A 26065-nucleotide genomic window follows, 5' to 3' on the forward strand; every position below is an offset into this window, starting at 1 on the left:
ATCAGAAACATATGGCCTTTTTCTTCGACTCTCACCTGCACCCTTCACTTAAGAAACAGTTCGCCAATCCCGATGAAGTCTCTACTTCGGGCTTACCCACGATCAATCCCTGGAGAACAACCCAAACGAAAGAATTTTTAGTTGCCCTCAACCCTTTAGCCAAGTGTTTATTGCGCCCCTTCGTGGAAAGCTCCCTGGCTTCTCAGGCCTCCTTAACTCAGTTGAATGAGAGTAACTATAAGCTAGCGATGCTAGTCCTATTTGCCCCAGACCGAGGCATTCTTAAACTAATAACTGACAATAAGGGATTTAATGATATCGTCAAGCAAGGTAAATTTGGCAATATCCTGCTGGAAGAGCGTTTTCTGGAATTAGGGCAAACTAACGATACGTTTGCTGTTTTAGAGAAGGACTTAGAACTGCTGTTTAGACAAAATAGCAGCAGTCAGACGATTAAAAAATTACTAACTGCTGATTTTAGTCCCTCGGATGCTGACGTATTGCATGCTGTATTCGCTATTGAGGGGCTTCACTGCTTACGCCGAAACCTAGATCTAACCGATCAAGCTGCCATAGACGATATTACAACCAACCTGGATAAACTCCTTCAGGACAACGTTAAAGTCATTGCTGTCAATATTGCTCATATAGATTCCGGCAATAATGTATTTGCCAATCAGGCATACGCCGCTGACGGCTTTCGGGAGAGCGGTTTTCATGAGGATCACCTACGACCCCTTGGTAATGGATTTACACCCTTGGGTGAGAAGATCGCCAAAGAACTCTATAAGCGGGAAGTTTTACCTGATGTAAAGCACATGAGTTGGCTGTCTCGTAAACAGTTCTACGCCTTTAGAGATCGGGAAGCCATAACTTCGCCAATCATCTGCTCACACGCTGGTTTCACCGGCTGTTGGTTCAATCGATTAGATGAGCCCAGCCTTCAAGATTATATCATCTCCTCAAAGAATCTGATCAACGATCAAGGCGTTGTTCATCGTAAAATTAAGCTGGGGAAACCCGGTAAAAAATTCGATGGCATCGGCTTCAATGTCAGCACAATTAATCTGTTCAACGAAGACATCGAAGCCATTTTTAACTCTGGCGGCTTGATTGGCTTGTCTTTGGATCAACGTATCCTGGGTTATACCGAAATTACATTTAAACAAGAAGACGAAAGTCCCCTCACGGACAATGTCGGTATGAATGCCAATGGATTAAAAGATGTACATCTGGTTACGGACACAGATTTCATTTCTGAATCCGAATTTGAAATTGAACCCCTGTTTGGCCATACCTCACAAAATGATAAAAGACTTTCGGATTGTGTTCGACTAGATACCTATAAAGTCCTGCATTTAAATCCGACAAATGTCAAAGACTTTATTCATCCGCGTCAATTCTATATGCATGTTCTTCACGCTATCCAACTGGCCGAACAGCTTGGTGGGGTGCCAGCCATTGAGAAAATGTTGGGAAAAACTCTTTGCATTGGCTCGGACATGGATGGTCTGATTGACGGTCTGGACTGCTGTCCCAATGTGTCGACCATCGCTACGTTTAAAAACCGCTTTTTGAAAGAATTTCCGAAATATCTCAAGGAGTTTAAAGTAGCCCTACCGGCATCCATGACGATTGATCAAGTCGCTGATAGGCTGTTCTATGAGAACGGTCGAGACTTTATTTTAACCCGATTGGATGCACTCGCTATCCCGGTTTAAGTGAAAGACACATCAGCTATCCAATTTTTGCAAAAACGGGAAATTCCCGATTGTGGCGGTTATGGGTATGGCTTAAGATTTATCGTTTCTACCGTGTTGACTCGCCTATACTTGAAGTTTACCTAAATAGCAAGCTTCATTTAAAGAATCATATTTCTAACCTTATTATCGCGTCATGAAATGAATGCCATTGTTGATCTCGCAGCCCGGGCCGTATCCATAATTACCACTATCCAGACATCATTTATTAGGGGATCGATTACTCAGATTGATTCTGCAAATAAGATAAATAACAATCTAAAAAACAGTGTCTTAACTATACCACCAGAAGAATTTGAAGCCACACTACAGGGTTTTATTAACTTAGAGCAAGATGTAAATCTCGGCGAACATAAAAAATCTAAAGAAGACAGCTTTAGGTTACGAGCGGTTGAACTAGTCTGGATCAGCAAACAAGAGGTGGATGAAGCTGTTTCGGTCGAGTATACCATAACTTTGTGTATAGCCCTTCAAAAATGGGTCTGGAGCAATTGGCATAAGGGAATAATCGATTTACTCCATGAATATGGCCCCTATCCTACTCCGTTTAATTGGCGGCATGTCATAAAAAATATTTTATATGAGTACCCTGATGAACGTGTACGGTTGGCTTTAGCTTTACAGTACATTCCCATTGAAATTGTATTAGCGCTGGGGGGAGGAGGTTTAGATGCTAGAGCGCAACGAATCTTGCAAATGTGGAGTGTAAGGGATCAAGAGCTAAGAAAATTGTTGAGCCCTGCGGAATTGAAACTTCTGCGAAAATGTGAAGAGTTAGAGGAAGAATCGGATGTAGATGTCGAAACACTCTTAAGGGATGATGCGAAAAGGATGGAATGTCTCATAAAAAGACAGGTCCCTTTGTCGTTTGAGGAAGTATTTAAGGCCGAGTTAAATGAAATTCTTAAAAATCGGATTTGGCGCAATAACGAACGACAACTTGCGGGAATTAAAAGTCTAACAACAATCACTGACCCATCAGATCGGGACCCATTCCAGAAAGGGAAAAAGATGGATTTATATGGGTTGTCTTTCTCTGGTGGTGGTATTCGATCAGCAACCTTTAACTTGGGTGTACTGCAGGGGTTAGCAAACCACAATTTGATTAATAGATTCGATTATCTTTCCACCGTGTCGGGGGGAGGCTATATTGGCAGTTGGTTGGCAGCCTGGATAAAACGAGACGGCTCAGTGGTTAAAGTGACCAATCGCCTTTGTGGGGCAAAATCACCAAATCCTCTAGGGGAAGAATTAAAGCCCATCCGCTGGCTCAGGATGTACAGCAACTATCTAGCCCCCCGTTCCAGCCTTATGTCTGCCGATGCCTGGACGGTAGGAATCACCTGGTTGCGAAATACACTTATGAATCAGCTCATTATTTTCCTTTTGCTGCTTGGTGTGCTGTTTTTTGGCAATTTATTATATGAACTGTGGCTTCACGACTTTTCGTGGAAGGATACCTCCTGGCCGTATGTACTGAAATTCAGCGCGATTTTATTAATTCCGGTTTCCCTCCTGGCAGGTTGGGGTATGCAAATGTATGCCACTGAGAAGATACGTTTTGTGGGCCTACGACGAGAGCATACCAAACCACTAAGCCGATTAATTATCAGTATAGGCGTTGTAGGCGCTTACCTGCTCAGCGCGTGGTTGTATTCGCGGGTAAATCCAACTACTACACTCTCAAAATTAGAAGCATTGTGGCCTTCTCCAGTCCTAACCTTTGTGGCTTTATGCTTAGTTGCTGGTTTAGGTAACTATAACCAGTATATTCGAAGTTTCGGAAATTCCTCAATTAGAGCTTGGCTAATATTGCTGGTAACTTCTTTGTTTGCGACAGCAATCGGGCTTTTAAGCCTGGTTGCCGCCTGGACGATCCTTGATCACATTGACCAGGCCAATACCCGTTTAATTATATCTAACAAAGAGGTTTTTATTTGTGATCAGCTTCAGTTTATTTTCGGCTTACCATTAGCCCTGGAAGTATTCAGCATTACCGTAGTCACCCGAATGGCGCTACTGGGTAAATATTTTCCGGATGAACGAAGAGAATGGTGGGGCCGAATCGGGGCTTACATCCACCGGATTTCTTTCCTGTGGGTTTTAATTACTACCTCCGCTCTGTTAGGAGGTTTCTTTGTAAATCTTCTTTTTTTTAACTGGTGGGCCGGGATTGTAGCCACAGGTGGATGGATTGCCCTGGTCGGTTCCACCGTAAAAGCCGCCTTTAGTACTCTGACATCGGAAAAAACGGGCGGAAAGAGTACTCTGTCCAAATTTTTAAATCTACTCAGTTTAGCCGGGCCTTACCTGTTTGCCCTTGGTTTGTTAATTTTTTTGCCGGGTTTACTTGAACCTATCCAAAATGAGTTCGGTAAAGTCATTACTCGTTTAGGTAAAGTTATTACTCGTTTGGGTTTGAAACTACCTGATGACACTCATCAGGTTACGCACTTACAAATGTTAGGTGTTATGACGCTATGCTTTTTGGCTGCTTATCTGCTGGCTAGGCAGATTGGCGTCAATGAATTTTCAATGTATCATTTTTATCGTAACCGGTTGGTAAGAGCTTATCTGGGAGCTACTCGTAGAAGCACGGACCGTCAACGAACGGCAAATCCATTTACAGGTTTTGATAATTTGGACGACGAAAAACTGCATAAGATGCAGCATGAGCATGGGTACTACGGTCCCTACCCTATACTAAACACCGCCCTGAATGCCTCGCAAGTATCGGATCTCGCCCGCCAAGACCGGATGGCTGAGTCGTTTATATTCTCCCCCCTTTACTGTGGATTTGATTTTAGTATGATCAAGTCTTCAGCCGATGTTATGTCTAAAACCTACGATTACGCCTTTCGGCAAACGGAACATTATGCGTTTACGGATGGTGGTCCCAGCATTGGCACGGCTATGGCCACTTCAGGAGCAGCCGTCAATCCCAATCAGGGTTATCACTCTTCATCGGCGACTGCTTTTTTATTAACCGTCTTTAATGTTCAACTAGGACGGTGGATTGGTAATCCTCGGAAAAATACTTGGCATTTAGCTGATCCGAAATTTGGCTTAGGCTATATCATCAACAACCTCCTTGGAAAAACCAATACCCGAAATAATTTTATTGCTTTATCCGATGGGGGGCACTTTGATAATATGGGATTATACGAATTGATACGTCGACGTTGCGCCTTCATTGTTGTTTGCGACGCTGAACAAGATGATCAGTTTGGCTGCGAAGGGCTGGCTAATGCGATTCGACGTTGCCGAATCGATTTTGGAGCTGAAATTGATATAAAGCTAACCGACATCCTGGATAGAACCAATGGTAGATTCTCAAAAACTGATTATGCATTGGGACAAATAACCTATGCCGGAGATAAAGAGCCTAGTGGTAAATTATTATACATAAAGTCATCTATGGTTGACGATCGTTTACCGGTTGATGTTCGGGAGTACGCTACCAATAACAAAACGTTTCCACATCAATCTACCGGAGATCAATTTTTTGACGAAGAGCAATTTGAGAGTTATAGAAAACTGGGTTTCTCCATAGCCGATTTTGTTTTTGCCCAAAGTGACGTAAAAAAAGCCCTCAGACTATACCGGTTCAGCACTTTTACTTACTGAAGTGCCTTGAAAATTCTCGATAGATTAACGCATCAATTCTAATGACAATTTTCTTTAATGATGCTAGAACGAAGGCAGTAACCAAAGCGGCTGCTTTGTATTATGGAAAAATGTGTTTGAGAGCTTTATCGGTTGGACCGGGTTTCAGTGATAGAATATTGAGTATTAATATAGGTGCTTTGGGCGCTGCTTTAGGTTGGTTAATGGGCTTTTTGTATCGCCCTATGATAAGGTTGAAGAGGCACGGTTCAGAACTGTTATTAGCGCTATTGCCACGTTCACATCTGGCATTGGACTAGCGACAATTAGCTAACTTATAACGAAGCAACATCTAGACCTGACAACCTTATTAGATCAACTTAGCCATCTTCCATTACTGATCTGGTTTCGCCTCATCGCCTACTTTAAATCCTTTATCTGCTCGTTTCTGCTTACATACGCAGCACGGGTTTATGGAGGTAATCAACAAAATGAAAATCGAACTTAACTATATTAAACTGAAAACTGGCGTCATCCGATCGTAGAACTAATATAACCTTTCCGGGAATGGTTTCAAGTATGCAAGTTAATAGACTTAGTTGGGTTGATAGCTAGAATTGCAGTTCAATTATTGAAGCGTTTTCGTGAACGATTTTTGTGGGTTTCCAAAATGACGGCAAAGCCATGAATTTCAAGCGCTTACATAGTTCATTAAATATATCTGCCTAGCCTTTTAATGAACGATTTTATAATGACATGTTATGTGAAGTTAGAAAGTGCTGTTGGAAAGTAAGTCACGGATGGCCAGTCCCTGATCGGCGCTCCAACTGCTGCCTCGCAGTGGTGCCTCACCCCAGATGAATCTTCATGGGGGAGCGGACTCGTAATTAACTCTTAAATTCCCCTCAATCTCATATTTAGAGCGTTATAGCTTTGTTAAGAAAGTAAATTTATATCGGTTCCGACTGACAGGTTGACTAATAAAGATCTGTTATCACATTATTACCAAATAATAATCAACTTGTGGACCTAAGATATCGCTTTAAGATATGTTATAAGACATGTAATACTTGGGTTTAAAATTATTACGCTGTTATTTGTCTTTTATACTTTAATCTGATAGACAGTTACTTAATATTTTTCATCAGTACTAAATTTCACTATCCATGGCATCTAACTTATCCCGAATTGATATTCAACGAAACGCTGAAAACTCATCTGTCAGACAGTTTCTGCAAGATCAACTTGGTTTGCTATTTACCATTGTTGGGGGCATTCCTATATTTTATGAATACTTCGGATTGATTGATAAGCCCAGCACAGTATCAGAATCGGCCTTACGGGCCATTAGCCTAACATCTTTGCTAATAAGTAGCATGCTGATCCTGTTCATATACGGTGAGCGTCGGCATCTAATCAAAGACCGTAGGATGTATGCAGTAACACTCGGTGTATTACTAATGGGAGCGGGTTTGGTGCTGTTAGCTGGATATGTATATAAGCCCACAGCTGAGTCTCTGTTATTTGAGTACCGGTCTGATAACAAATATCACGTATATATGTATGGGCCGTCGGAAAACAAGGAGAATAATTCGATTCATCCAGTAGTTGATCAACCAATCTCAATAAACCTAGTTTCTTATATTACCATTCTGTCGCTTGCAATTATCTGGATAATTGCTACAATTTATTTGGTATACGAAATAAACTATAGAATTCAAAAAGCTGATCAAGATGCAATTAAAAAGGCAAATCAGCAATTTGATCAAAATAAAACTAGAAAAACAAATTCATCCTCAAATATTAACGAATACTCAGTTTCATTACTCAGAAAGATTCTAGGTAGTATTCCCATTATTTTAATAATTGCTCTTATTATTATATTAATTAGTTATCCGATAGTCAAACTTAATAGTGAACAAACAAAATTGCTTATAAGTGTAAGAATGATAAATATATTAAAGACTAGTGCGTACATATTCTATTATCCCTTATTAGTAATGGGTATAGTTTTAATGGCTACCGTAGTCTTTAACTCATTCGAACGCCGACGTAATTTCTACCAAAGTATTAATGAGTTGAGCGAGCCATTCTACAACGAAGTGGAACGAATGGCATTTAGTCTTAATCGGTTTGAAAGTTGGTTTAATCACTTAGAGCTAGTGTATAGGGAAGACAATTTACTGAGATCTAAAGAATTGTCGAAACAGCCTACAGACGCAATAACAAAAAATACCATTCGTGAAGAGCAACGTCAGTTTTTCTGGCGCGTTATGCATGCAAAAGTTACTTACTACCGTCGGCGATTAGAAGAATTTGCTATAACTGAAAACCGTATTTTATCAGCATCAGGTGGACTAATCGATGAAATATTTGAGTTTATGCCTACTGGTAGAAACATTTTAAAAGAGTTTAAAGCGGTCAGTTCTGGAGATATTAAATTTTGGCAAAAACGTGGGGAAGAATACCTACAGTGGAATATCAATATGGTATACAAAGGAGTACAAGTGACGCGTATTTTTTTAATAAATCGAAGTCCAGCTTATTTTAAAGGAAAAGATCCTGAGGAATCGATAGCAAATTACGGAGTTTTGTTTAATCAGGTAATTCAAGGGTTTAGGGTGTATATATGTTATGAAGAAGATTTTATTGCTAACGATGGAACACAATTTGGGCTGAACAGAAATGATTTTGGTGTATATCCCCAATTTGCTGTTTCCTTTTTTGCCAAACCTCTTCGCGTAGGGGGACGTAGTTTACTAATGCTATTCGACGCTGAAATTATTCAGGAATACGATACGTTATTTGATGAAATGTTATCAAAAATTGCAAACAAAGAATGCTACAGCATTGACGATAAAATTTTGAAAGACAACGGAGATATTATAAAACTAAGAGAGTACGATAATGTGATTCAACGTATAGATATGATGGAAGCTTTTCTTCTAGAAACGTATTGTTTAAAGTTTGGGCCTTCAGATGATGAGGCTAAACACCGAAAAGATCGAATTAATGTTGCAGCTACAAGAGCACGAGATGCGGCCAAAGTACTGAATCAAACAAGCCATTAAAGCTTTCTTATTCTGCTTTAATCACTCGTCTTCGCTAGCGCCGACTTTGCCGGTTAAGCCCTTAACGGCGGCGGAGTATTTGACTTACATGCTATTCTCAGAGTCGAAACCGATGGCATTAACCCGTCCAGAAACCATCCGATGGAACATTAGTACGAATGTCGGCCATTCCCCAATTCAGATTTGGCTATAAAGACGGAAAGGATATAGAAGCATGGATAGGAAGGTTTTTTTAATACTTTAATCAAGCGAGTTAATAGATACGGAATGAATAGGCAATTTCACATACCCATAGAGGGACTAAGTAAAAAGGAGATTAATGATTTAAATTCATTATTAAATAAATCCCACTCTACAGGGTTCATTAAAATAGAAGGTAGAAATATTATCGCAAGCCCATTTGGTATTCACAAACCAGTTGGTTTTGAATCACCTACTAACTACCCTTTATGTTGCCCTTACCACAAGGCGATATTAGAAAATATTAATAAGTGGTTTTCGAAGTTCCCTAATTGTTGTGATGCTCACAGAGAAATAGCTAATAAATCATGGTTTAAAAAAAGTAACTATTATGACACTCCTATTAAGATCATGATGCAGCTTGCGTTTACTGAATATCACATTGAAAAAAACCTTAGCATTGATAACTGGTATAAGGATATCACAGATTACTTTGAGTATAATTTAGCTAGTTTTGGTCAACCTTCGATAGGGATAGATAGCTACATAATTCTACTAAAAGACACTATAAAACGTAATAGAACTAAAAACAAACTATTAAAAGATAGGTATAATCGTCTAATTGAATATTTACAAGAATGGAGCAAACAGCATGTAGAAGATAAAAAAAAGGATCTCTCTAATGAGACGGATATTAATTTATTAAATGCAACTTTCCAAAAGTGGGTTACTACCATTCCTAACATAGGTTTTTTTTCAGATATTAAGTTAGGGTTAAAAGACAAAATACCTATAGGATTATTTATATATGACTCAGAATACAACCCGTACCTTCAAGAAGTGCGTTCCAAAGTTAGAACCAGAAGCGAGCTAATTGAAGTCTTAATAAATTTTACGAAAAAAATTTTATTAGAACTAAGCAACGAAAATGAAATTCACAAAAAATCTATTTCAGAATTAAACAAACATCAAATTGTTGTTATTGGAGAAAAACACAAGATTAGTCAAGCTAAACTTTTAGGAGATTTTACAAACGGAGAAATAGGATACGTTAACGTTATAAAAAAATGGCTCAAAAATGAAGAGTTATACTTCAATTCAATTCAAGAATTATTAGTTCAATCGAAAATGCCTGAAGCCCCTAAACCTATTATAACAATAAAAAAAATATTGTTCTTATCGGCTAATCCCATCCCTCAAGATAGATCTGGACTTTTGAGAATAGAAGACGAATTTAGACAAATCAAAGATGAAGTTCAATCTTCAAGTCAACGAGATAAGTTTGAATTATTATACGAACCTGCCGTAAAAATAAAAACAATAACAAGAGTACTACAAACCCACTTACCTTATTTTGTTCATTTCTCAGGTCATGGTTCTGGCGAAGGTGGTTTGATAGTACAAAATGAATTTAGTCAAGCAGAATTTTTCCCTAACATACACTTAGATAAACTATTTAAGTTATTCAAGAAGACAATAAAATTTGTTATTTTAAATGCGTGTTATTCTACTGAACAAGCTAAAATAATTAGCAAACATGGCATTTACGTCATAGGTATGAATGATGCAATTTCAGACAAAGCCGCTACTGACTTCGCAGTTGGGTTTTACCAGAGTATTGCAGAAGGTAATTCTATAAAATTCGCATTTCAAATTGGTCTCATCACTAATTCTTCTAACACTGAAGAATCAAATACCCCTGAGCTATGGAAGGACGGTAAAATAATTAAATTCGTTTAGTCACATTTTTATATTCAACAAGGCAAGAAAAACACTTGGCTAACTTAAAATTAGATTAGTGTTCTCCTTACCTCGATAATCAGCATTTAAATAAATACCTGTTACGCCCTAATCAAGAGCACGCTGGCTTGCTGTTTTACTGGAAGATCTATGGCCAGATGCTAGTGATATTCACATATGCTAAAGAGCATCTTTACAGACTAATTCACGGACCATAAATAGCTATTTACAAACATCATTTATGTATGCTTCAACCCCCTTGTATGAAATATTTATTTTTCTGCCACTAAAAAAGTTAGTGAATCTATAACCTGCCGTCAAATGCCTAAATTTTTCTGAATGCTTATCTGGATCATCCTTATCGATTAAAACAACCTCAATTTCCGCATCTTTTCTTATCATACGAGAAAGTAGTTGTTTAAACTCAAAATCCGCTTGTGGTAAATAATAACCTATAAATACTATTTTTTTGGCCTCCGACAATTCAATAGCAGCGTTCTGCCATATAAGCTTATTCTGAGTATTATTTAAGTTCTTCAAAAAACTTGGCATTATAAGGTTCGTAATGAGCAGATTTGACTTATGTTTTTTCTGATCGAAATTATATTCACAATGTCTGCAATAATGTTGATCAAAAACGTAGCCTCCGCTCCAACGCTTAAAAAACTTTACGTATAGCCTTTGGCATTTAGGGCACTGTAACAAATTTAAAGAACCATGCAGTTTTAATATTTTTAAATTGTATCCGCCTTTACCGATAGCGTATAAACCAGGCTTTATTTTGTTATCATTTTCATCTAATGAACTAATATGACAACAATAGTCAACTACACCTAATATTTTATTGCTCTTAACTTCTGGATCATTGGCAATAATATTATTAACTGTATTGTCAAGCATTATATCCCAGTTTGTTGTAATAATTGCCACACTATCATTTTTTTCATCATTTAGTCGGTTTTTGCTAAGTCTTACTACATGTTCTGCAAATTTATTAACTGACTCTCTACTTTTGCCACTTTTATCAATGGTCTCTCGTACAGCTAATATTATTAATTTATTAAAATTATCTCATAATTCAAGCAGTTGATTTGATGTATGTTCTCGGAAAGAAGTTGCTTCTAATATTGATCTATCGATAGGTGTATATATATCTTCTAGCGTATAATAGTCCATCTCTAAATCACTAACATAGAGTGATTCTTTGAGAAATTTTTCAAATTGATCAATCCAATTATTTATTTTAGGTTTCGTTTTCTTTGGATAGGTAGCTCTTAATTTAAATATTTCTTTAATAATGTGTGCTTGAGATGGAGCACCGAAATCCATAGAGAATCCAGCGCCAGTGATATACACTACCTTATTATTCATATTGGGAAGGATAAATAGCCTAAAAACAATATATGCTATATTCTACTGTTATAGGCTGTTTATAAATGCATATTTGAATGAAATAAGAATCCATTAAGCGGTAGAGGCTTAAGTATATTGATATAGGTATCTTCTTGAATGGTCTTAGTAACGGTCCGCCGTGGCGGTAGTCTTTTGTAAGCATTGTGGGCAAACCCAACACGCCAAACTTTACGGTTTTCCCTTTTGGTGATTTGCAAATAGCTCAATCAATTTCTATAATAAGCTTTCCGTCCAGCTAAAATAGCAATCGGCTAGCAATATAATTTGGTAGTTATTGCCAAATCGGCGTGGTTGATGCGTCGTAGAAATGGAGGCTCAATTCAGTTATATTTCTAAATTTCTTCTTATTTATTGTTTTCCTTTCTTCAACTAGATTTTGGGCTTTTAACATGATTTTCTTATTATCTTGGGAATCAGGGTCCCCATAAATACTTATGAATAAGTTCTCGATTTTCGATTCTGGTATAAGATTCGTGATATGATCATTATTATCGGCTAATGAATGTCCATAGACAAACAAATTGCCGCCTATACAAGAGAAGCTTCGTATTCCCCGTGTCAAATATCCACTGTGACTGATCTTCTCTCTCTTCTCGCTCGAAGATCCCTCCGAAACGAAAACTGGGAAGAAATCCTTGTCTAAGGCCGCTTTGACTTGTTCTGTTAATCTGATGCCCGTATTTATCCAAGTAAATTTTTGCAATTCATCTCCAGCATCAAATATATGCAAGGCGCCATGTAAGTAATAAATACTTTGATCCCTCGTATTATTAACTTCCCACGTGACGTATTCGCATTTGCCGTCGGTCGGCTCCCTAAATCCATCATCATGTTTAATTTTAGTTGCGCTTGGGCTGGCTGGATTATCATGCATTAAAGACCAGTATAATAGAAGGTCATAGTTTAGGGTGTATTTGTTATCGAACATAACTAGGAATTGTCGGCATGCCTCAAATTCACTGTCTTTAATATCTCCTGGTTGGGCGGGGTGTGATGACGCGATCGTGCTTACCAGTATACGTTTTAGTAGCTCACCATCAGCTATCATCTGATTTTTATAAGTGTTATCCCTGTCATAGATGTCGCTTAAAGAGGCTGCATTTTTCAATGATTTCATCACAACCTCAAAATCCTTAGTATTGAGGACTATAAAGGCATCATTCAGCTGCTGGGAGAAGTGTGGCTGTGCCTGGGTAAATAAATTGCCGTAAGTGAAAATCTGAGGGCGGCAGGATATGGAGAAACCATTTCCAAGTAGTAAGTGCTGCTTTTTCGCACCGCTTTTCTTGGATATTTCCAAAGATTCAGCGAAAGACGGTAGATTCATGTAAAGGGTGGATATATAAAGTATTAAAGGACTAAAGTTAGAAAAAAAGATATATTTTGAAGTAAACAATTCAATTTTTATGCTACAAATTTGTTCTGACAACTTCTTATACAACGATTGCTTCTGATGATTGGCCTGCTGATGCTGAAGTTTGCTACTAGCTTTGTCTGGGGACGAGAGTATGGCTATGTAGAAGGAATAAGCTACCTAATCCGGGCAATTATGGAGAAATTGCCCGAATCACAATTGAAAACGTTATCCACCTGACAACTATCCACCGTATGACTAATCCTTTACTACTTGTACTTATTTTCGTTCAGCTTCTCATTTCCTTTACAGTTCAGGCACAACGGCGGCTACCGTATCCGATTCTATTTGTACACGGGTTTGCCGGTACATCTGCCAGTTGGCAACCCTTCCTGAGTTATCTGTCTACTCAAACGGGTATGTATGCAGCGGCCTACAACCGACTTGATTACTGTCTGAACTCCGATGGGAATCAGGCTATCGCCCACGTATATGCAACGAGCAATTGGCGGAGCGATATACTTGACTACAACCTACGGCTCGATCCCAGTGACCTATACTTTTTAAATTTCGATACCTGCCCCAATTCCGGGGGAAGTAACCGGTCAGCCGCCGTAAAACAAGGTTACGCGGTTGGACTGGCCGTAGCACGGATCCTGGCGGTTACGGGTTCAGACAAAGTGATTTTGATGGGGCACAGTATGGGCGGCCTGGCTATCCGCGAATACCTCCAGACTTCCTCTCATTGGGCCATGAATGATAACCGCCATCATGTGGCAAAAGTCGTTACCGTCGACACGCCACATGGAGGCAGTAATCTAGGCTTAGGTGACATAAATATTGGTACGATTCTCGGAAGTGTAGGCGTGGGTGACATTGATGAACGGTCCGAAGCTGTTCGCGACTTGCGATACGACTACAGAACAGGTTATAAGGGTGTGTATCTGTTTGGCGGGGTCGAAAATGATACGTATATCCGACGGGGATTAACGGGCAGTTACTACAACAATGATGTTAACTGCAACGGACGGACGGGCGAAATGATCCAAGGGCTCAACCAGAAAAGTATTCCTAACGACCTTGATTATTCGGTAATCATTGGCAATTGGATCCAGGGTGTTAGTGACGGGGTGGTGAATCTTTTGAGCCAAAATTTAAACAACTTTTATACCTTAAATGCGCCTGTATTCTACCATGGCTACTTCCATAATAGTGCCATCAAAGACGCCACTTTCCCTGAACTCTACGCACTCGATGAACCAGCACAGAATGACAAAGCCTATACCGTTGGCTTCGATCAGTCTTACTTAGGACTGCTCACCGTACAGGCAAACGGAAGCTGGCGCGATATTGACCGGTATCGCTATGTTGCGCCCGGTCGGGGTGTTGTAACGGCTAAGGTCAATGTGAATACGGATGCTGGAGCTACCAGTCGACTACTGTCTGCCGGAGGTCAGACCCTGGCCAGCCTGGGTGGAGCTGGAACGCTTTGGGCATTGATACCAAACGCTGCAGAAAACTACTTGGAGGTTGAGGGGACATCGGGCAACGGATGGCGAAATTATTACTACGATCTGGCCTTCTGTTCGCTGCCAGCTGATCCAATGATTTCCGTTACCGGCAAGAGCCAACTTTGCACTGGTGAAACGACTACCTTAACCGCCACACCGGGCTATGATAGCTACGTATGGAACCGGGATGGGACGCGCATCGATGGGAATAGTAATCAGCTGTTAGTTAGCAAAGGCGGTAATTACACGGTGCAGGGCGTAAAATGTGGGCTTTCTCGTACGGCCGGTTCGTCTGCATCGATCAGTGTGTACCCTAAACCCAACGTTCCGACGATCAGCCTCGACCCTGACGGAAGAGGAATGGTGTCAAGTGCACCGGACGGTAATCAGTGGTATATCAACGGGTCACCTATTACCGGAGCAACTTCACCCCTTTTGTCCTATTCGCTTCTGAGCAGTGGCGCTGTCAGCCTTGAGGTGAGTTCTGCGCAGGGCTGCCGTACTAGCTCGGCTCCCTTTGTTGTCACCGCCAATGAACCTCTTTCCAGCAGCGATCAACTAACCGTCACGCCTAATCCGGCCTCAGGCGTAGTGCGGATAAAAACAGACGTGACTCCGCCCTATGCTCTGACTGTGACAAATCTGGCAGGTCAAAAGCTATGGAGTAAAGTGGTGACAACAAGAGATAAAACTCACTCAGTAGATGTATCAGGTTGGCCTGCCGGTACCTATTTGTTACAGCTCGAGTCAGAGGGCGGTAGTCGGGTTACAAAGCTGCTGGTTCATTGAGTGTATGTTAATAAATGCATGCTATCTTACAGCATGACTGCAACACAGCTTAATCAACGTCTACAGGAAATATACCAGACCTATATTGACTTAATGTACCGCTATAAATGGTTAAAAGGAGTGTCGGCTCCGCTTTTAATGAGCGTTTTCGAGGCTTATGAACGGATGGAACGAAAGATCCTTTTCGTGGGTCAGGAAACTCATAGCTGGGGACGAATGGATGAGCACGCGAGTGTAGAAGCCTTGCAAACTAAGTATGCTGCTTTCGATCTGGGTAAATCCGCAGATTACGGAGACGGAAAACCGAATCGGTATTTAATAAGCCCGTTCTGGAATTTTTCGAGAGCCTTCTTCTACAATCTGAATAAGTCGGCCGGGGACGTTTCGAAGAAAACGAATGGCTTTTTGTGGACGAACATATTCAAATTCGATAGCAACACCACGACGCCAACGTTTGATCTGCAACAACAGAATGCCGCTGGCTTCGAGCTACTAAACCAAGAGATTGCCATACTCCAGCCCGATGTGGTTGTCTTTTTGACGGGTAGGAAATACGATCATTGGCTTGATCAGCTCTACAAGCCGGAACGAGAATCAGTGAATGGAACCGACTCAGTATGGTTGCTGCATAGTTCGACGCAACTGCTGCCAACACTCACCTTTCAGACGCAACATCCGCGCACGTTGAGCATGCAGAAAAGCTATCATTCTGTACTAGCCAGCATGACGGAGTTGGCGAATCGCTAATCATGGTTGACTCCAATCGAAGACTAACTCTTACTCACCCGTTTATGAATTCTGTGATGATAGATTTTATAAAAAGTATGTTAGCCGTTTTGTAACGCTATTCGGGTAAAGTGTGAGAGTGGTACAATACTTTCACTTGGGCTTATAAACGACCGTATGCATGTGAAAATAATGGGTCACAAACATATATTATGAATAATATTAGTTTAAAAGTACGTGAGGGATTTCAAGAGTATCTTGTTGCCAACTCTGTAGTTCGGGACATTGATGCACTTTTTAAAAATCAAGATATAGACCCCGTAGATCTTGATCCTACAACATTACCCAATAGCGTAAGTCGAGCTTTAGTAATGAGATACTACGCGGCTCTTGATTGGAAGAATCCTAAGGATCTTCGAAAAGTGCTGAATATTTACGAAGACCTTCTAGAGTGCATGGATGACCGATTAAAAGATCCTAATCCATACGCGATTGAAATGGAATCCGAACGTGTTGCAGCAACACAGCAATTCGAACGCTTAAAAAGGTGGTTAGAAAAAGACGGTTATGCATATGATGGCAAGAAAATCACATTTCGGTTAAGCTCATTAGTTGAGCTCAAACATGAGGCTGTCGATCTGCTAGATCCTTTTCAATTCAACGAATATGTTGAAAGGATCAACAATGCCATAGAACAAGACCCAGCTCTTGCTATTGGCTCAACAAAAGAGCTTGTGGAAGCGGTATTAAAAACAATCCTTACAGCAATTGGTGGTACAATTGAGAAGAGTGATGACGTCCCTAGATTGCTTTCAAAAGTGCAGAAAGCTCTAAAATTGACCCCTAGCGATATAGATGATGCTAGTAAAGGTGCTGATATTATTAAAGTACTTCTGAGTAATCTAGGCCAAGTAGTTAATAAATTGGCTGAACTAAGAAATCTTTATGGAACAGGACATGGGCTTGAAAAAACTAGGAAAGGCTTAGAACCAAGACATGCCAAATTAGCGGTCGGTGCAGGAATAACGTTGAGCACGTTTTTATTAGATACCTTCAAAGCTAGATCTGTTTAATGAAAACCGCCATCGCCTATTACCGAGCTTCAACTTACCAGCAGGGAAAAAGCGGTTTGGGTCTGGAAGCCCGTGGGAGGAATACGCAAGTCTAAAAACAGGTGTTAACTGATCAATCGCTGACCTAATTTGGCCATAGTGGGTAGGGGTTACAAAGTAGAAACGACCGTATAACATACGAAACAAATACTAGTAACTTCATAGTTAAATCGTAACCCTAAGCTGGTGGACATGACGTATCTATAAAATCGTGACGCCAAAATCTTGAATCCAATCATTATCACTCTAGATGTGATTAGACCCTCTCACAACTTCAATGGGATCAGAGGAAAGATCGGCTTCAGGCCATGCATAAATTTCATCTCCTTCTTTCAGCATTGTGGACGGATTCACAAATGCTCTTATTTGGTAGTGCGAGCCAAGTGACGATTTGTCAAGGCCACCAATGTAGACAGGCCCTCGCCATCTCCCATTTTTTTCCACTTTGCTAGGGGCCTGCACATAATAACCTCCCTTCGTCAAATTGTGGACAACCGTCCAAACAATGTCAACATTCTTGACTGTCCCTTCAATCAAAATTTTCATAGGAACCGTCTGGTGATTAGTTGGCTGCTCAATAATCAGATTATTGGCAAAATCTAGATGATAAAATCCACGGACAACATGCGTTCCTGCTGATGAAAGCTCGGCTTGCGGCCATGAATAAAGCCTTTCCCCTACAGTAAGTGGAATTGTAGGATTTACAAAAACGCGTATAATGGCCTTGGCTCCAATGTGCAGTTTATTAGGACCGCCTATATGCACTTCCCCTTTCCAGCTGTTAGATCCCCTTGGCACCAAGATAGGATTCTGAACATAATAAGCAGGGGCATGATAAATGGTATCCCTAATGTCACATACTACAGGCCATACAGTGTCCGCATTCGTTACATTACCTTCAACCTTTACTTTCATGGGAACTGTCTGACCATTAAAGGGTCGCTTCAGGATCAACTCCCCCGGAGTTACGCTACTAATTTGCTGGGGAATGGCTAGATATACAGCTATTACCATTAAAAAGCTGAAAATCACAAGGCCAATGACAATATAACTCGTAAAGGTGCGCTTGGGAATAACTGTAGTTTCTTGCTTCGCTAATTCCTTCATTGAATTACCAGATGCAACTTTCGGTGTCCCTTCTACATAGGCATAGCAAGTATTTAAAATTTTCTTATTAGGTATGTAATCATCCTCACAAAATATCTGTACTAACGTGCTTGTGCTAGGAATGTGTAGGGTATTATTCACCCGATCTATTCCTCTAATCACAAAGAATTCCTCTACAAAAGAATTTCGTAACGGCTCGTAGTTCGCTCGGTTACTATTATACTCAAAATCTGGATATGTAACCTTATCTAGTAAATGGAATTCTTTATATCGATTTTGAATCCCATGCCTTAAGGTGTTTAGGTCTTTTTTGGTGTGTGAGGCACTAGATTTTCTCATACCGCTAAAAAAAGGAAAAAAAACGGGAACCCATAAACTATCTCTCTTTCAATTAAAAAATCTTTATTGCACAATAAATCCTGTCAACATTTTTCTTTCGCTGTACTTAGTCAGTTCACAATAAACTTGAACTGTATAGACAAGTGGATAGTGGCTGAACTGTTTTAATGGTAATTATTTACGGACGAAAGTATAGGAAGCTCTAAAGTGTAAATTTATCTTAATCAGTAACTATGATTAATGATCAACACATTTCAACCACCACTAAATATTTTATCATTGATTAAATTCAGTAAACATTTTTTTCTATTTCTAATCTCGCAGCTATAATATCAGCATAGATCGCTGTTAGCGTATTTAACCAATAAGTATCTGATTTACTGGTTGTTAGATATTTAAATTAATCGAGAAATATCTTATAAAGAATGCTACGCACATTTTTTACCCTCATTATTACCGCCATTTGTCTACTAACTTTTAGTTGTAAAAAAGCTGTAGACCCTGACGATAAACCAGAGCTCCCCAAGCTAGGCGAAATCAAGCAGGATCAGATCATACCAACTGTTGGTACTCCCCAACTACGAACGACGGTTTATGTGATTGATCAAGAAACTGCTGCTAATATCACATCTCTTACCTCTGCTAAAATAGTTTTTAAATCAGGCACAAAATTACCAGGTGGCCGATTAGCCAGCAAACTCGATGTAACCAGTATTAAGTCGGGAAATGTGATGATTGCAACGGCGACTCCTCAAACGCCAAATGGCTATATGGCCAAAGCAACAAAAGTAACTGAAACCAGCGATGGCTTAGAGATAGAGACAGAACCTGCTTCCTGGACCGACGTATTTAAAGATATTGAATTCGCTTTTGACGAGTCCATAGGACAATCTCTAAACTACAATAAAACATTCACTTTCACGGGTAATAATGCCTCAGCAGAAGTAAGCGCATACGCAAAAGGAGCAGTCGATTTTAAGTTTTCTTTTAGTTTAAATATTAAAGAATCTACTTTAAACGACGCACTTGCGAAAGTCACTATAACTCGAACAGCGGGTGCTGGAGCTTCTGCACAAGCATCCGTAAGTGGATCAGATGAGTACCCATTTTTCAAAAAGACGTTTGTTATAACCCGTGTAATAATGGTTGGCCTTTTGCCAATACCTATTGTTATAACTCCTACATTAACGCTAAAATTACGAGCTGCTGCTGGATTAAAAGGAACTATAAATGCTACGCTTGTTGATTGGCAAGACACTTATGAATATGGACTATTATATAATAAAGTAAAAGGTTTTAGCCAAATAGAAAAAAATGATAATCCAACTAATCATCCTTCTTTTGATGCAAAAATGGAAGGTTTTATTGAATCTGGAGTAGTTAGTGAGTTAAGTGTTGGTTTTTATAATTCAGATGCATTTGTATTTGGGGGCTCTATTTATTTCTATGGGCGAGTTACAGGCGCTTGTTCTACTGAAAAGAAAGGGCTTTCATTAATTCCTTCCTTTGGCTTAGATAATAGTCTGTTCATAGGTATGGATATTTTTGGGATCAAAAATAAAAAAGAATTTACAAAAGGAATAAGTAAAAATTTAGATGAAATTATTGTCACAGGGCTTAAACTATGCGACCCAGATTCAAATAAAGTTGATTCAACTTTTACATCAGTAAGTACAGGTGATCCTCACTTAATAACATTTGACAGGTTTAGGTATGATTTTATGGCAGCAGGCGAATTTACCGCTCTTCAATCGATCAGTGATAACTTTAAAATCCAAGTCAGACAGGAGCCATCTGGAAGTTCAAAAACAGTATCGATTAATACAGGGCTAGCCATTCAAACTGGACAGAACACGATCTGCTTTCTTCCTCCTAATAGGTTATATATTGACACGCAATTAAAAACGGACAGTTATTCAACAACTGCTCTCAGTAATGGTGGGTCAGTAAGTAAATTATCAAATGGCTATTATTATATTCGGACAAGCACGGGCGATAAGATTGAAATTAGACCTTATGGAGGAACGCTAGATTATTATATTACACCTAACAATAATAGGCGGGCCAAACTAAAAGGTTTGTTAGGAAATTTCGACGGTAACAAAGGAAATGAATTATCAAAACCAACAGGTGAAATAATACCAAGTAATTTTCTATCTGTCTATCCAGATTATGCTAATAGTTGGCGAATCAATAAAAATGAGTCGCTATTCATATATGACACTAATAAAAATAGTGATTCTTACACTATAAGTGACTTTCCTCAGACTCCAGTAATCATAGACCAATCAGCAAGAATTAATGCAGAGCAAATTTGTCGTCAGAAAGGAGTTACAGATCCAAGTTTGTTACAAGCGTGTATAATTGATGTTGCTTCTACAGGAGATGCTCAATATGCAGATCGTGCCTATAGAATGCAAGAAGTGACCCATTCTGTTGAACGTTTTTCGATTGATGATTTTGGTCTGTTTAGTAAAGCATTATTGTTTTCTAATGGTGCTATCGCCTCACAGAGTCAAGTTGATTTTACTCAAACCACTAGTGCAAATCAGCCGTCAATATTTTGGAAAGTAAATGCTTTTGATGTAACAAACGGGTATTCAACAGCATTTACAATCTCTTCATCGTCCAACTCGCCAGAAATAGACATAGTTTTAAATCGGGATATCGACAACATGTATTCACAATTGTCATTATTAAAAGTCTATAATAGGTTGCTGTATTATGGCAGTACAGCCTATGCATTACCTATCGATATATTTGACGGTAAAAATCATCGTATTGAGTTAAGTGTACAACGCATAAGAAATCAAAATGGCAATACATATCATCTTGAAATGAGTGTTGATGGGGTCAATGTTTTGAAAACTGACTATCCCGATAATTCAACAGCTGAACAGATAGTTGCTTATCCAGGCTTAATAGGTTCTGGAGGTAGTAATAAAAGAGTAGTTGTTACTGGTTGGTCCTTTAAACCTTTATAAAAACAATTCACAGTATGAAAAAAATATTTACCTCTAATTATGGTCGATACCTAACAAGTATCCTTTGTTTCGGAGTATTAAATTTCTTTCTAATTAATTGTAAAAAAACTGAAACTGACAACCCTAATCCAACACAATCTCCAGTTGAAATCAAACCAGGTGAAAACGTTGGTTTAGGCGCTAATCTACTAGCTAAAGAAGCTTATGAAAATATACCTTTATTAAAGGACCCATTGGTTGGAGCAAGATTAGCTGCTGGGAAAGATCCTATTTTACCTTCAACTTATGATTTATCAGTTAGCATGCCACCGGTGGATAATCAGGGGCAACAAGGGTCTTGCGTAGCATGGTCAGTCGCTTATGCAGCCCGAAGTTATTTCAACAAGGTAGCTCAAAAAGCTAATTATATTACTACGGATGGTAAACGAAATGATGATGCTATATTTAGCCCTGCTTTTGTCTATAATCAAGTTAAAGTAAATAATTGCAATGGAGGTTCTTACATTGGAGATGCTCTAAATTTAATTCAAACTTCCGGAGTATGCAGTTTGAAGGATATGCCGTATAATGAAACCGACTGCTCAACAGTTCCTACGGCTTCACAGAAACAAAAGGCAGCAAATTACAAAATAAAAAAATGGGCAAGAGTTAATATTAATTCAAATACTTTTCGTCATTTTCTTTATTTTGATTACCCAATCATTTTTGCCGCAACATTAGATGATAATTTTAAACGATTAAAAGAAAAAAACTCTGATGGTGAATATATCTGGAAGACCTACGATGCTACAACGGCAAATGGGGGACATGCAATGGTATTAGTTGGCTATGATGATAAGAAAAAAGCGTTTAAAGTTCAAAACTCTTGGAGTAATAGATGGGCAAACAATGGATATATCTGGTTAGATTATGACAATGTAGTTGCAGCAATACGAGAGGCATATGTCATGGTTGCTGGAGACAATCCTGATCTAAAAATTCCAACTGTAGAAACTGGTGATATAACTACCGGATCAAATTCCGCTTCAATAATAAAAGGAACCATTACAGATGTTGGTGGAGGAGCCATAATCCGCTATGGATTTTGTATTTCAGCTACCGTAAACCAACCAACTGAACAGTCAGAAGTTACAGGAAATGCCATTACGCAAATCCCATATTCGTTCTCTTTATCAACCACTCAACTGCTTGCTAACCAAACTTATTATTATAGGGCGTTTGTCGAAACGCCTGATGCCGTTTATTATGGGGCGGTAAAATCAACCAAAATTACTGGGGGAAGTAGTGGGCCAATTGGCCTTTCTTCAGACTTGAGCTTGAATTCAGGTCCAATTACAGGAATTGAAAAGAATGAGATAAGCTTTGTGGCTGATTTTACTAATCGGGGGGACGCTACTACCTATCCAGATTATGGCTTCATAGTGATGCCTTTTTCTTATCGAAAAGGCGAATTAAATAGCTCTACTCTTTCTAACGCTACCCGAATAAGTTTAGGAGCCTTAAAAACGGTTGGTTACTCCCGGTTCAGGGGGAAGTATTCGGATATTATCCCTAATACGGTCTATAAAAGTTATGCGTATGTAAAAAATATGCAAGGAACAACGCTGCTAAGTGACACTACTAGACCACAATTAAATCAGTCGCCCCCTATTCCTATTTATTCAAATGCTTCAACTATTACTTCTATTTCTCCTTATACATCGACTCTAAGTAGAGGTACTTATATATCACAGTCTCAAACTTATTACTTTATTGACAATAAAAATCAAATTTTACAGTGGAAAGTTGGACAGACTCAAGCAACTGTTTTGGTTAGTCTAACCTATCCAACAAGTATAGTCCCTGATGGAAATGGTAACATCTATGTAGCTGATAATAATTATATCAAAAGAGTAACTCCTTCTGGTACCGTCACCTCTATCGCAGGTAACGGCAAAGGTAAGCTTTTGGATGGAAAAGGAGATCAGGCAGGATTTGGGGAAATTGCGGATCTAAGTGTTGATACCCAAGGAAATTTATGGATTATTGATGTGGTTAGTGTTCGAAAAATGTTGCCAGATGGTACAGTAAGTACGTACTGTGGTGATAAAAGTGCACCTTATAAAAATGGCTCAGATAATTTATATAGGGACGGTTCTTTAAGTTCTGCTCGCTTTCAATGGCCGAAAGCGTTAGCCATTGATAAAGAAGGAGTTATTTATTTAGTAGATGGTAACAGAATCCGCAAAATTACTTCGACTACTGTATCAACCTATGCAGGGAGGGAAATAGATCATTCAAAGTTTCCTGTCTGGTTTAATGGATCTGAAAATTTTTCTTACTACACGGATGGCCAACTTCCGAATGTGGATTTGTATGATCCTACAGAATTAACTGTCGATGCAGATGGCAATCTTTATATCATTGATATTTGGTCCCCAGGATTTAACGCTAATGGTACAACACTCAGAAGATTATCATCTGATGGTAAACTAACAACTCTTCTTGGAAAACTTTTTGAAAGGTTTCCAAAAGATGGCACTGGCGATAATGCAGTCTTATATGATGGATATGGTACAACATTGTTTTGGGTAAATAACTCACTTCAAATGTGTAATGGAGGTATGATACGTAAAGTGAATTAATATGATGGGAATAGGGAAAGAAGGGTTGACTACTCTCGCCCGTAGTTTCTCCGTCCTCCTTAGAACCTAAACCGGAAGATATTAACAGGAATCATCGGGCAAGGGTATATAAACCGCTCTTATCGTCCCGGTCCTTGACTTGTGGTTCCTATTAATGTACTTTATTCTAAGGGGAAGGGAAAACGGTCCTGCTTAAAAGTCGATGGACAACTTAATTTGTAAGCAGAAGTTTCTCACCTTGAATGTGGTTAACGATTACAAGCGAGAATCCTTAGGAATGTAGATTGATTCTTCCCTATCCGCTCAGCAGATTACCCGGTTATTAGATCGGCTGGTCGAACAGTATTGTAAGCCGGAGCGGTTATGCCGAGTTTATCAGTCAGACTCAACAGGACTGGTGCTCGGATGAGGAAGTTCGCTTGCACTGGATCTAACCGTGTAAACCTACGCAAAATACGTGTATCGAACGATTTAATGGAAACTTTCGCCGGTAGGTTTTAGATAATCATATTTTTACGAGTATTTGACAGGTACGCCAGGTAGTGGAGGAGTGGTTGGTGGATACAACACCTAACGTCCTTATTAAGCATTGAAGTTTATAACGCCAGTTGAATACCGACAGGCGGCCTAAATTCTAGTAAGAACTAGCTCACTAAACGAGGTAAGGACATCCATGCTTTTATCAATTTGATTTAGAAAAGCTTATTGAGCAAGGTTATAAATCTGTATGGGTCGTTCCTGGTTTGTAACCCCTGCCCATTACACCAAATCAGGTCAGCGATGGATCAGCTAGCAATTGCTTTAGGTTTGCATATTCGTCCCGATCTAAGAGGTCAATCGCTCCCCCGGTGGATAAACGGATTCGATCTCGGCATTTACTGATCCGCTATAGTAGGGGCTGGATGATCGTGTTGCTATGGTTAACAAAATCGTAAATGTCTCCCTCACTTGATGGGATTTTGTAGCCTTTGGCACTACTGGCTATAATCACTCCCGCATCCCGAAGCGGGGCGATAACCCGCGTTTGAAAATAATACAGGGTAGGTAAACTATTTCGCCGTTCGTCAATGTGAGCCATCAATTCCCGGCTCGAAATGTACCGTGTGGGATCAACATGACGAAAATGAAACAGTAAATAGTTTAAGCAGGTAACCTGGTCAATTTCCTGAGGGGAACGACTGGTTAGTTTGCGATGCAAAAAGTCTTGGCCTAGGCCCACACACAGTTCAGCTAAACCAGCATTGTAATTGGCTTGATCGGGCACGCTCTGGGCCACCACGGGGGCAAATACATCTGGCCAGTATTTTAAGGTAAGTAGCTTAGGTTTCAATAATTGTACGAAGCTCGCACGTTCGGCTGATAGAACCGTTTCATCATAACACCGGGCCAGGGTACCCGCTACGAAATCAGCCGCCTGGACGAGAAGACTAGCTTGACTGTTCACAAAGCGAAAACTAGCCTGATTGAATAGGGTGGGCACGTGTCGATTATATATATACTGGGTAAACCCCTGCATAAAACTCTCGTCGTCATGTCGATCCGCCACTAATTCCAGATTGGGGAAGCTACGGTAGAGTTCTCGGTCGGCTAGCCCATGCAGAAACTTGTAGAAGGAACCTTTGTGTACGTCGTCAAATGAAAGTGGACAAAAGGGGTGAAAATGAGAAGAGACAATTTCCTAAATTGTTTCACTCAAATCACCTTGGTTATGTCCAATTCAGCCAAAAAATCCCCTTCTAGTCGTTCCAA

The 26065-nt window shown here is 39.6% G+C and carries 16 protein-coding genes; 11 read left to right on the plus strand and 5 right to left on the minus strand.

Going from position 1 to position 26065, the window contains the following annotated elements; translation table 11 throughout:
- Positions 1 to 11: 11 nt before the first annotated feature.
- The 5 genes from ACYVAM_RS11530 to ACYVAM_RS11550 all read left to right on the plus strand — a co-directional run bounded on the left by ACYVAM_RS11530 (position 12) and on the right by ACYVAM_RS11550 (position 10357).
- Positions 12 to 1721, plus strand: a complete 1710-nt coding sequence (locus ACYVAM_RS11530) for a hypothetical protein (protein WP_461067009.1) — start codon at positions 12 to 14, stop codon at positions 1719 to 1721.
- Between the two features lie 180 nt (positions 1722 to 1901).
- Entirely contained in the window at positions 1902 to 5387 is a 3486-nt protein-coding gene (locus ACYVAM_RS11535; RefSeq protein ID WP_461067011.1) for a patatin-like phospholipase family protein, read from the plus strand.
- 41 nt (positions 5388 to 5428) lie between these two features.
- On the plus strand, positions 5429 to 5686 hold the full coding sequence (locus tag ACYVAM_RS11540) for a hypothetical protein (RefSeq protein WP_461067013.1): 258 nt from the start codon (positions 5429 to 5431) through the stop codon (positions 5684 to 5686).
- An 846-nt stretch (positions 5687 to 6532) separates the two neighbouring features.
- On the plus strand, positions 6533 to 8437 hold the full coding sequence (locus ACYVAM_RS11545; protein ID WP_461067015.1) for a hypothetical protein: 1905 nt from the start codon (positions 6533 to 6535) through the stop codon (positions 8435 to 8437).
- Between the two features lie 267 nt (positions 8438 to 8704).
- Positions 8705 to 10357, plus strand: a complete 1653-nt coding sequence (locus ACYVAM_RS11550; RefSeq protein WP_461067017.1) for a CHAT domain-containing protein — start codon at positions 8705 to 8707, stop codon at positions 10355 to 10357.
- A gap of 222 nt (positions 10358 to 10579) precedes the next feature.
- Here ACYVAM_RS11550 and ACYVAM_RS11555 read toward each other — a convergent pair whose 3' ends face one another.
- The 3 genes from ACYVAM_RS11555 to ACYVAM_RS11565 form a co-directional block, all read right to left on the minus strand.
- The gene (locus tag ACYVAM_RS11555; protein WP_461067019.1) at positions 10580 to 11287 is read right to left on the minus strand and encodes an SIR2 family protein; all 708 of its coding nucleotides are present in this window, start codon (positions 11285 to 11287) and stop codon (positions 10580 to 10582) included.
- Between the two features lie 141 nt (positions 11288 to 11428).
- Positions 11429 to 11728 (minus strand): hypothetical protein, encoded by a 300-nt coding sequence (locus ACYVAM_RS11560; protein ID WP_461067021.1) that lies wholly within the window; start codon positions 11726 to 11728, stop codon positions 11429 to 11431.
- 313 nt (positions 11729 to 12041) lie between these two features.
- On the minus strand, positions 12042 to 13097 hold the full coding sequence (locus ACYVAM_RS11565) for a DUF4917 family protein (RefSeq protein ID WP_461067023.1): 1056 nt from the start codon (positions 13095 to 13097) through the stop codon (positions 12042 to 12044).
- A gap of 117 nt (positions 13098 to 13214) precedes the next feature.
- Here ACYVAM_RS11565 and ACYVAM_RS11570 point away from each other — a divergent pair, with 117 nt between their 5' ends.
- The 4 genes from ACYVAM_RS11570 to ACYVAM_RS11585 all read left to right on the plus strand — a co-directional run bounded on the left by ACYVAM_RS11570 (position 13215) and on the right by ACYVAM_RS11585 (position 17223).
- Positions 13215 to 13364: a hypothetical protein gene (locus tag ACYVAM_RS11570; protein WP_461067025.1), complete on the plus strand. Its 150-nt coding sequence runs from the start codon at positions 13215 to 13217 to the stop codon at positions 13362 to 13364.
- Positions 13365 to 13378: 14 nt separating this feature from the next.
- Positions 13379 to 15424 carry a T9SS type A sorting domain-containing protein gene (locus ACYVAM_RS11575; RefSeq protein WP_461067027.1) on the plus strand — a complete coding sequence of 682 codons (2046 nt, stop codon included), beginning with the start codon at positions 13379 to 13381 and terminating at the stop codon, positions 15422 to 15424.
- A 33-nt stretch (positions 15425 to 15457) separates the two neighbouring features.
- Positions 15458 to 16171 carry a uracil-DNA glycosylase family protein gene (locus ACYVAM_RS11580; RefSeq protein WP_461067029.1) on the plus strand — a complete coding sequence of 238 codons (714 nt, stop codon included), beginning with the start codon at positions 15458 to 15460 and terminating at the stop codon, positions 16169 to 16171.
- Between the two features lie 191 nt (positions 16172 to 16362).
- A complete protein-coding gene (locus ACYVAM_RS11585) occupies positions 16363 to 17223 on the plus strand; it encodes an abortive infection family protein (protein WP_461067031.1) in 861 nt (286 codons plus the stop codon).
- Positions 17224 to 17508: 285 nt separating this feature from the next.
- Here ACYVAM_RS11585 and ACYVAM_RS11590 read toward each other — a convergent pair whose 3' ends face one another.
- Positions 17509 to 18708: a hypothetical protein gene (locus ACYVAM_RS11590; protein ID WP_461067033.1), complete on the minus strand. Its 1200-nt coding sequence runs from the start codon at positions 18706 to 18708 to the stop codon at positions 17509 to 17511.
- A gap of 425 nt (positions 18709 to 19133) precedes the next feature.
- Between ACYVAM_RS11590 and ACYVAM_RS11595 the strand changes: the two genes are divergently transcribed.
- Together ACYVAM_RS11595 and ACYVAM_RS11600 are read left to right on the plus strand one after the other, a co-directional pair.
- Positions 19134 to 21692 carry a VWD domain-containing protein gene (locus tag ACYVAM_RS11595; RefSeq protein ID WP_461067035.1) on the plus strand — a complete coding sequence of 853 codons (2559 nt, stop codon included), beginning with the start codon at positions 19134 to 19136 and terminating at the stop codon, positions 21690 to 21692.
- Positions 21693 to 21706: 14 nt separating this feature from the next.
- Complete coding sequence (locus tag ACYVAM_RS11600; protein WP_461067037.1) at positions 21707 to 24316, plus strand: NHL domain-containing protein; 2610 nt, start codon at positions 21707 to 21709, stop codon at positions 24314 to 24316.
- An 886-nt stretch (positions 24317 to 25202) separates the two neighbouring features.
- Here ACYVAM_RS11600 and ACYVAM_RS11605 read toward each other — a convergent pair.
- Entirely contained in the window at positions 25203 to 25862 is a 660-nt protein-coding gene (locus tag ACYVAM_RS11605) for a DUF3800 domain-containing protein (protein ID WP_461067039.1), read from the minus strand.
- Between the last annotated feature and the right edge of the window lie 203 nt (positions 25863 to 26065).

This window comes from Spirosoma horti (assembly GCF_054776595.1).

Coding starts and splice junctions, on each gene's coding strand:
- ACYVAM_RS11530 (WP_461067009.1), top strand. CDS start 12: ATGGCCTTTTTCTTCGACTCTCACCTGCACCCTTCACTTAAGAAACAG.
- ACYVAM_RS11535 (WP_461067011.1), top strand. CDS start 1,902: ATGAATGCCATTGTTGATCTCGCAGCCCGGGCCGTATCCATAATTACC.
- ACYVAM_RS11540 (WP_461067013.1), top strand. CDS start 5,429: ATGACAATTTTCTTTAATGATGCTAGAACGAAGGCAGTAACCAAAGCG.
- ACYVAM_RS11545 (WP_461067015.1), top strand. CDS start 6,533: ATGGCATCTAACTTATCCCGAATTGATATTCAACGAAACGCTGAAAAC.
- ACYVAM_RS11550 (WP_461067017.1), top strand. CDS start 8,705: ATGAATAGGCAATTTCACATACCCATAGAGGGACTAAGTAAAAAGGAG.
- ACYVAM_RS11560 (WP_461067021.1), bottom strand. CDS start 11,728: ATGAATAATAAGGTAGTGTATATCACTGGCGCTGGATTCTCTATGGAT.
- ACYVAM_RS11565 (WP_461067023.1), bottom strand. CDS start 13,097: ATGAATCTACCGTCTTTCGCTGAATCTTTGGAAATATCCAAGAAAAGC.
- ACYVAM_RS11575 (WP_461067027.1), top strand. CDS start 13,379: ATGACTAATCCTTTACTACTTGTACTTATTTTCGTTCAGCTTCTCATT.
- ACYVAM_RS11580 (WP_461067029.1), top strand. CDS start 15,458: ATGACTGCAACACAGCTTAATCAACGTCTACAGGAAATATACCAGACC.
- ACYVAM_RS11585 (WP_461067031.1), top strand. CDS start 16,363: ATGAATAATATTAGTTTAAAAGTACGTGAGGGATTTCAAGAGTATCTT.
- ACYVAM_RS11590 (WP_461067033.1), bottom strand. CDS start 18,708: ATGAGAAAATCTAGTGCCTCACACACCAAAAAAGACCTAAACACCTTA.
- ACYVAM_RS11595 (WP_461067035.1), top strand. CDS start 19,134: ATGCTACGCACATTTTTTACCCTCATTATTACCGCCATTTGTCTACTA.
- ACYVAM_RS11600 (WP_461067037.1), top strand. CDS start 21,707: ATGAAAAAAATATTTACCTCTAATTATGGTCGATACCTAACAAGTATC.